We start from the raw sequence: 7,324 nt of genomic DNA on the forward strand, positions 1-7,324 counted from the left end.
GCCGTTACAGTCGCGTTCACGTCAAGCTATCTCCTGGCAGGATAGCTATTTGGTTAAGACCCCCGCATGACAGCGGTGTTGCAGTGGCGCGGGCGTCGCTGGTCCGGCATCAGATAAAATCCAAGGTCTGATACCGGACTCGAAGATCAGTCGGTGGGCTTCGCCAGTCGCTCGCGCGTGATCCTTTCGAACGTCGCCAGATCGCACAGGGCCTTGCGTGAGCCGCAGCCCGGGATTTGCAGGTAGCTGCGGCTGGGCGGCGCGGCCCGGGTCAGCGGGTTCAGCGCGCGCAACTGGTCCATCGACTGCGCCTGCTGGAACGCGCGGACGAAGCGGCGGCCGGCCCGGTCGCGCACAAGCTCGAAACCGATGGCGCCGCCGGGCGCGATGTCGTCGCGCGGGTAGTCGGCCATGGTCCAGTGCATGTCGTAGAACCCGCCGAGTGCTGCGATGTTGGTGTCGTGCCCGAACAGCAGCGTCAGGCGCCCGCCCGTGCCCGACAGGGCATCGACGATACGTGTGACGATCGGGGCGGCAAGGCGCTGGGCGACATAGGCGGGGCGGGTCTCGTACTGGAACTTGACCGGGTGGAAGCGCAGGATGGCGCGGATGTCCGCCTTGCTCGCGCGGCCCCAGCCGACCTGCGCCATCGGCATGCCCTCCAGATACTGGAGCAGGATTGTCTGTCCGGCCGTCGAGCCGAACGAGAGGCCGCCCTTGAGGTCGGGCTTGTCCCCCGGCGTGGCCTTGAGCGTGGAGGCGGGATTGACCGGCACGCCAACGATGCGCTGCAGGGTGGCGAAGTCGCCCTTGCGTGCGGCGATGACGCCTTGCAGTCCGCCGGACGGGAACTGCGCCTGCGACGCTGCCAGTGCGCGGTCGCCATCAAGCGCGGTCGCCGCGGAATCGGGGTGGAACTGGTCCTCCTCGTCTTCGTTCGCCGGGTGATCCAGATTGACCTTGCAGCCGGCTTGCAGCGTCTCGACGAAGGCGAGGCCGGTCTTGATCGCGCGCGAACTGCCGCTGGCCCAGGCGCTGATAGCGCCGCCATCGGCGCATCCGGTTGCCGGAAGCAGCCCCTGCCGCGTCAGCAGATCGCGGTCGTAGGCGGCTAGGCGGCGGATGCCCTCGGCGCCGTGGGGCGTCAGGTCTCCGGCTGCGGTGGACCAGCTGGGCCAGGCATCCTTGGTCGTTCCTGCGGGCGTGGCCGGAAACTTGGTCGAGGGGCGCACGCCGTGGCGCATCAGCATGACGACGCGCTCCACCGTCATTTGCGGCTGTTCCGGCGCCGAGCGGGCAGGGCCGGAAAGCGTCAGCCCGGCGGCGATGGCAAGCACGGCGCCGATGGGGCGCGAGTGCGGCGTGTGGTTCGTCATGTGAAAGTTCCCTTGAGTGGCCGGGCTGCGGGTATGCGGGCTTTGTGACGGTTCGGAGACGGTCCCCGGTCCTCGAGGTATCGGTGCCGTCTTCGATCGGCCCGGGATCGGCATAACAGGGGCTGCAATAGTCGATTCTTAAATTTCCCTAATGTTCGCGACTGTCACAGAAGCGCAAATCGGTCTGCCTAGTGCCCCGTCTCGACGATCCACGGTGATGGTGCGCCGCGACGAATTCGCGGTGTGCAAAGAAGTAAATGGGGCAAAAATACGGCTGATCCCGCAGGTGCGGGCGATGCCTTCATGAACGAGTGATTTTATTCAAATTCACAATTCATCGAATTGTGAAAAAGGGGGCTATTTGTCGTGTCCATTTTTCTGAACAATTCAAAGTGTCGTCTTCATCTGCGTGTCGCGATGGCGGCGGTCGTCGTGTCGGGTCTGTCGCTGACCTCTGCAGCCGCGCAGGCGCAGGCCGAGACTGCCGCGCGCGCGGAGGGACGCGTGACGGGCGTGGTGGTGAACGCATCGGGAGACTTCCTGTGCGGCGCCGAAGTGCGCATCGAAGGTTCGGATATCGTGGGCGTCACCGACAGCGACGGCCGTTTCACCCTGCAGCGCGTGCCGGCAGGCACCCAGCAGCTGAGCATCACCTACATCGGCTACGAGACCGGTCACCAGTCGGTCGAGGCCGGCGTCGCCGACCTCCGCGTGGCGCTCAGGCCCCGCGCGGTGGATGCTGCGAACGACATCGTCGTGAGCGGCAGCCGCCCGATCGCCGAGTCCGAGGAAGCAGCGCTCCAGCTCAAACGTTCGTCCACCTCGCTGGTCGACGTCATCGCCGCCGACAGCGTCGGCCGCTTCCCCGACCAGAACATCGCCGCCGCCGTCAGCCGCCTGCCGGGCGTCAGCGTCGGGCGCGACCAGGGCCAGGAGCGCTACATCAGCCTGCGCGGTTCTCCGGCCAGCTGGACCACGATGGCCTTCGACGGGGTCAACGTCATCAGCCCTGCCGGGCGCGAGACGCGCTTCGACACGATCCCGTCCTCGATCGCCAGCCAGACGATCATCCGCAAGGCCGTGACCGCCGACATGCCGGGCGAGACCGTGGCGGGCAACATCAACATCGTGACGCGCAGCCCGTTCGACTATCCCGGGCTCAAGGGCGCGCTTGACGCGGGTTACGGCTACAACGACCTGGGGCAGGGCAAGCAGTACAACGTCAGCGGCTTCCTGTCCGATCGCTTTGCCAACGACACCATCGGCGTGCTGATCGGCGCCTCGCGCTACGAACGCGACATGGTGACCGACAACTTCGAGAATTCCTGGGAAATCTCGCCCGAGGATCAGGAAGAGGGCGGCGAGGAGCGGATCTGGAATTCGAAGACGCAGAACAAGCTCTATCGCCTGACGCGCAGCAACACGTCGTTCTCGGGCCGTCTGGAATGGCGTCCGGACAGCGACAACAGGGTGTTCTTCTCGACCATCTACAGCCAGTTCCGCGATGACGAACTGCGCAACGCATGGGTCTTCGACCTCGATCAGGATGCCAAGAAGACCGGCAGCAGCACGGTCGGCAAGACCACCGGCTATGCCGACATCCGCACCGGCAACACGCCGATGCAGGGCACCCTCTACGGGGCCGAGATCGAGAGCACGCTGAACTCCAACTCCTCGCGCCAGAGCATCTTCACCAACACGCTCGCGGGCGAGCATGAGATGGACACGTGGAAGGTCAAGTGGCGCCTCAACTACACCCGCGCCGACGACCGCAGCAAGCCGCCGTTCGGCTCTTCGTGAAGCAGCCCCACCGACTTCACCAAGCGCCCGACGCTGGTGTACGACTTCACCGATCCGAACCTGTCGAAGGTCCAGCTGTACAATACGGTGCTCAATTCGGACGGCACTTACAGCGCCGGAGCATCGCGCCCCTACATCTCGCCGACGGAGCTGAACTTCCTGTCGATGACGCGCAATCGCCAGCTCGATCGCACCAACGCTTATACCGCAAAGCTGGATATCGAGCACAACCTCGATCTGTTCGGCGCCGATACCGTGTTCCAGTTCGGCGGCGAATACGACAAGCGCACCAAGACCTCCACCCGCACCGTCGTCGAAGTGACCGCCGCAACGCTCGCCGCTGCCGGGCTGACCAGCCCGAAGCAGGCCGACATCAGCATCGACACGCCCTACAAGGGCAACCTGCCGATGGGCTACGGCTGGAAATACTTCTCCAGCGACCTCGGCGAAGCGCTGTTCGACAAGTATGTCGCCGCCGGGGCCTCGCAGATCCAGAAGAACACCAGCGAACAGAACAACTACCGCGTCTCCGAAGAAGTCATCGCCGGTTACGCCATGGGCACGACCTACTTCGACTGGGGCAACATCGTCTACGGCGCCCGCCTCGAGCATATCCGGAACACCGGCTCGGCGCTGTCGTCGATCGGCGGCGCCTGGACTCCGACGCGCGTGTCCAACAGCTTCACCTCGGTCTATCCCAGCATCCACATCAACTGGGACATCAACCGCGACATGAAGCTGCGCCTTTCGGGCAACACCGGCGCGGCCCGCCCGAACTATGACGAGATGCGCCCCAACTTCTCGTACAGCGACGTCGACCAGGTCGTCTCGGGCGGCAACCCCAAGGCCAAGCCCGAGCGCGCCAAGGGCGTGGACCTGTACTTCGAATGGTACATGCCCTCGCGCGGGTTCTTCTCGGTGGGCGGCTACTACAAGGACCTTCAGGACATCCTCTACGACGTCGAACTGCCGACGTTCGGATCGGACGTGCTGAACACGGCGGGCGTCGATCGCTCCGCTTATCGGTACTCGACCGTCGCGAACGGCGGTGGCGGCCACATCAAGGGGCTCGAGTTCGCCTTCTCGCAGCCGTTCGAGGGCCTTGCCCGCGCGGCCGGGCTGCCCGATTGGGCGCAAGGCTTCGGCGTTCAGGCCAACCTGACGCTCAACGACTCCAAGGCCACTACGCCGGATGGCCGCACCACCGACCTGCCGGGCGCCTCGCCGGTGATCTACAACATCTCGGGCTATTACGAGCGCTACGGCTTCTCCGCCCGGGTCAGCTACCAGTGGCAGAAGGCCTACCTGGACTCGCTGGGCAGCGGCGACATCATCGGCGATGCCTACTGGGCCAACGTCGCGCGGCTCGACGCCTCGGTGCGCTACTCGATCAACGAGAACGTCCAGCTCTATCTCGACGCCAACAACCTTACCAACGAGGCAGGCATCCGCTACCAGGGCGTCTATTCGCGCCCGATCGAACATGAACTGTTCGGCCGCCGCTACCTCGCGGGTGTGCGCGTCAACTTCTGAGCGTGACACGGGGAGGCGTCGGCAGGCGTCTCCCCGCCGCAGAGCGGACCAGCATGAGCAAGACCAAGACCATCCTTGTCGTCGAGGACGACCCGGCCACGGCCGACTTCCTCACCTCCGGCCTCGAGCAGGAAGGCTACCGCGTCGATCGCGCGGCCGACGGCCCGTGCGGGCTGGAACGGGCGCAGGCGGGCGAGTTGGACGCGATCGTGCTCGACCGGATGCTTCCCGGGATCGATGGCCTGACCCTGCTGGAGACGTTGCGCGCACAGGGCTGCGATACGCCGGTCATCATCCTGTCCGCCATCGGCTCCACGGACGAGCGGGTGCGCGGCCTGCGTGCCGGTTCGGACGACTATCTGGTCAAGCCTTTCGCCATGCCCGAACTGCTCGCCCGCCTGGAAGTGGTCCACCGCCGCCGCGCGGGCTCGCCCGCAGTAACGACCCGGCTGATTTGCGAGGATCTGACGCTGGACCTGCTCACCTCCCGCGCCGAGCGCGCCGGACAGGTGCTTCTGTTGCAGCCGCGCGCGATCCAGCTGCTCGAATTCCTGATGCGTAACCAGGGGCAGGTCGTCACCCGCTCGATGATCTTCCAGAAGGTGTGGAACTACGACTTCGATCCCGGCACCAACGTGATCGACGTCTATGTCAGCAACTTGCGCAAGGAGATCGACCGCCCCGGCCTCGTCCCTCTGCTGCGCACCGTGCGCGGCGCCGGCTACCGGCTGGGAGCAGCGCGGTGAACCTCGCCTCGCTCCTCCCCCGACGCGGACGGCGCGCACCCTGGCGATCGACTGCGGGCCGTTTCCTGCTGCTGTACATGGCGCTGTGCTTCGCGTGCACGGTCCCGGCGCTGCTCTACGTCTATTTCGAGACCGACCGCATCCTGCTGTCGAACTTCCAGCGCCCGCTGGAGCATGAGCAGGGGCATCTGCTCAGCCACTACAACCGGGGTGGCATTCCCAACCTGAGCAAGGCGGTCGCCGACCGGGCGGGGCCGGAATACAAGGACGACACCGCGATCCTGCTCGTCGATGCGCGGGGGCGCAAGCTGGCGGGCAATATCGTCGCCTGGCCCCGGGGCGTGCGCGCGCCTGCGCAGTGGCAGACCAGCCTGCTGCACCGGCTGGGCCGGGTGCGGGGGGAAGAATTCCTCGTCCTGACTACGCGCTATCCCACCGGAGAGCAACTGCTGCTGGGGGGGCTGCTCGACAACCGCATCCAGATGCAGCTGGCGCTGCTGCGCGGCCTTGCCGGGGCTCTGGCACTGGCGATCCCGATCGGCCTGCTGGGCAGCATCGTTCTGGTGCGCGAGATGAACCGCATGGTCGAGACGATCTCCCGCGTCGGCGAGCATGTCGGCGCCGGAGACTTGCGCCGCCGCGCCGAAACCGACGGCAGCGGCGATCCGGTGGACCGCCTCAAGGCGTCCCTTAACGCCATGCTCGACCGGATCGAGGCGCTGGTGGAGGAACACCGCACCCTGACCGACGCTCTGGCGCACGACTTGCGCTCTCCGCTCACACGCATCCACATCCAGGTGACCGAGGCGCTGGCGGCATCGCCGGACCCTGCCTCCCACGCACGGTTCGAGGCCATCGCCCACGAAGTCGGCATCGTCCTGCACATGCTGGAAAGCGCACTGGAGATCAGCCGCGCCGAAGCCGGCGTGGGGCGCGGCACGTTCGAGCGGTTCGACCTGGGCGCGATGCTGGCGGACCTTCGCGAGATATACCAGCCCTTGGCCTGCGCCGGCGGGGTGAAGATCACCGGCGCCTGCGCGCCCGGCCTCGATGTCCATGGCAATCGCGCTCTTGTGGCGCGGGCTCTGGCAAACCTCATCGACAACGCGCTCAAGTACGGCGCCGAGGGCGGCGTGATCGTGCTGGAGGCCGAGGCCGTCGGCGCCGAAGTGCATATCTGCGTCGCCGACCGTGCGGGCGGCATTCCGGCCGCGCGCCGGGATGAGGCACTGCGCAAGTTCGGCCGCCTCGACGCGGCCCGCAGCACGCCGGGCACCGGCCTCGGCCTCAGCCTGGCGAGCGCGGTGGCCTCGCTCCACGGCGGGCGGCTGGAACTGGAGGACAACGATCCCGGCCTGCGAGCCCGCCTCATCCTTTTGCGCCAGTCGGCGCCGTTACCCGATCAGCAAGGAGCTTGATAATGACCGCCTTTCAAACGACCCGCCGCATTCTGGCAGGAGCCGCCGCGCTTCTGCTTTCCGGCACCGCAAGTCATGCCGTGGCGCAGGAAGCGCGCAATGTGATCCTGTTCATCGGCGATGCGGGCGGCCTGCCCACGCTCAATGCGGGCGGCATTCTCGCCAATGACAAGCCGCAGTCGCTGTTCATTCATTCGATGCCCTATGTAGGCTTGTCCGATACCTCGTCGCTCAACCAGTGGGTGACGGACTCCGGCGCGGGCATGACGGCGATCATGACCGGCCGCAAGACCAACAACGCCATGGTATCGGCCGTGCCTACGGGACAGGCCGGGGCGGTGGTGCCGGTCAAGACCTTCCTCGAATATGCCGAGCAGCGCGGCCTTTCCACCGGCGTCATGACCAATATGAAGATCTGGGACGCGACCCCGGCCGCCACTTTTGCCCATGT

Annotated in this window: 6 protein-coding genes; 5 read left to right on the forward strand and 1 reads right to left on the reverse strand. The window is 66.2% G+C overall.

The features are described from left to right. Positions 1 to 146 precede the first annotated feature (146 nt). The gene (locus LH128_RS11380; protein ID WP_008829774.1) at positions 147 to 1,376 is read right to left on the reverse strand and encodes a histidine-type phosphatase; all 1,230 of its coding nucleotides are present in this window, start codon (positions 1,374 to 1,376) and stop codon (positions 147 to 149) included. 417 nt (positions 1,377 to 1,793) lie between these two features. On the opposite strand from LH128_RS11380, the gene LH128_RS31370 reads away from it, so the two are divergent. The 5 genes from LH128_RS31370 to LH128_RS11400 all read left to right on the forward strand — a co-directional run. Continuing rightward, complete coding sequence (locus LH128_RS31370; RefSeq protein ID WP_051211473.1) at positions 1,794 to 3,176, forward strand: carboxypeptidase-like regulatory domain-containing protein; 1,383 nt, start codon at positions 1,794 to 1,796, stop codon at positions 3,174 to 3,176. Positions 3,177 to 3,212: 36 nt separating this feature from the next. After that, positions 3,213 to 4,709 carry a TonB-dependent receptor gene (locus LH128_RS31375; RefSeq protein WP_051211474.1) on the forward strand — a complete coding sequence of 499 codons (1,497 nt, stop codon included), beginning with the start codon at positions 3,213 to 3,215 and terminating at the stop codon, positions 4,707 to 4,709. A gap of 53 nt (positions 4,710 to 4,762) precedes the next feature. Continuing rightward, complete coding sequence (locus LH128_RS11390) at positions 4,763 to 5,455, forward strand: response regulator transcription factor (RefSeq protein ID WP_008829775.1); 693 nt, start codon at positions 4,763 to 4,765, stop codon at positions 5,453 to 5,455. Beyond that, the gene (locus tag LH128_RS11395; protein WP_008829776.1) at positions 5,452 to 6,873 is read left to right on the forward strand and encodes a sensor histidine kinase; all 1,422 of its coding nucleotides are present in this window, start codon (positions 5,452 to 5,454) and stop codon (positions 6,871 to 6,873) included. Before LH128_RS11390 ends, LH128_RS11395 begins: the two co-directional genes overlap by 4 nt. A gap of 2 nt (positions 6,874 to 6,875) precedes the next feature. Further along, positions 6,876 to 7,324 (forward strand): alkaline phosphatase (locus tag LH128_RS11400; protein ID WP_008829777.1); only part of this gene is annotated, 449 nt, incomplete at its 3' end.

Source organism: Sphingomonas sp. LH128 (assembly GCF_000293195.2).
GTDB classification, from domain to species: Bacteria; Pseudomonadota; Alphaproteobacteria; order Sphingomonadales; family Sphingomonadaceae; genus Novosphingobium; species Novosphingobium resinovorum_A.

Bases quoted from the DNA above. Each gene is read 5' to 3' on its own strand.
- LH128_RS11380 (WP_008829774.1), bottom strand. From the start codon at position 1,376: ATGACGAACCACACGCCGCACTCGCGCCCCATCGGCGCCGTGCTTGCC.
- LH128_RS31370 (WP_051211473.1), top strand. From the start codon at position 1,794: ATGGCGGCGGTCGTCGTGTCGGGTCTGTCGCTGACCTCTGCAGCCGCG.
- LH128_RS11390 (WP_008829775.1), top strand. From the start codon at position 4,763: ATGAGCAAGACCAAGACCATCCTTGTCGTCGAGGACGACCCGGCCACG.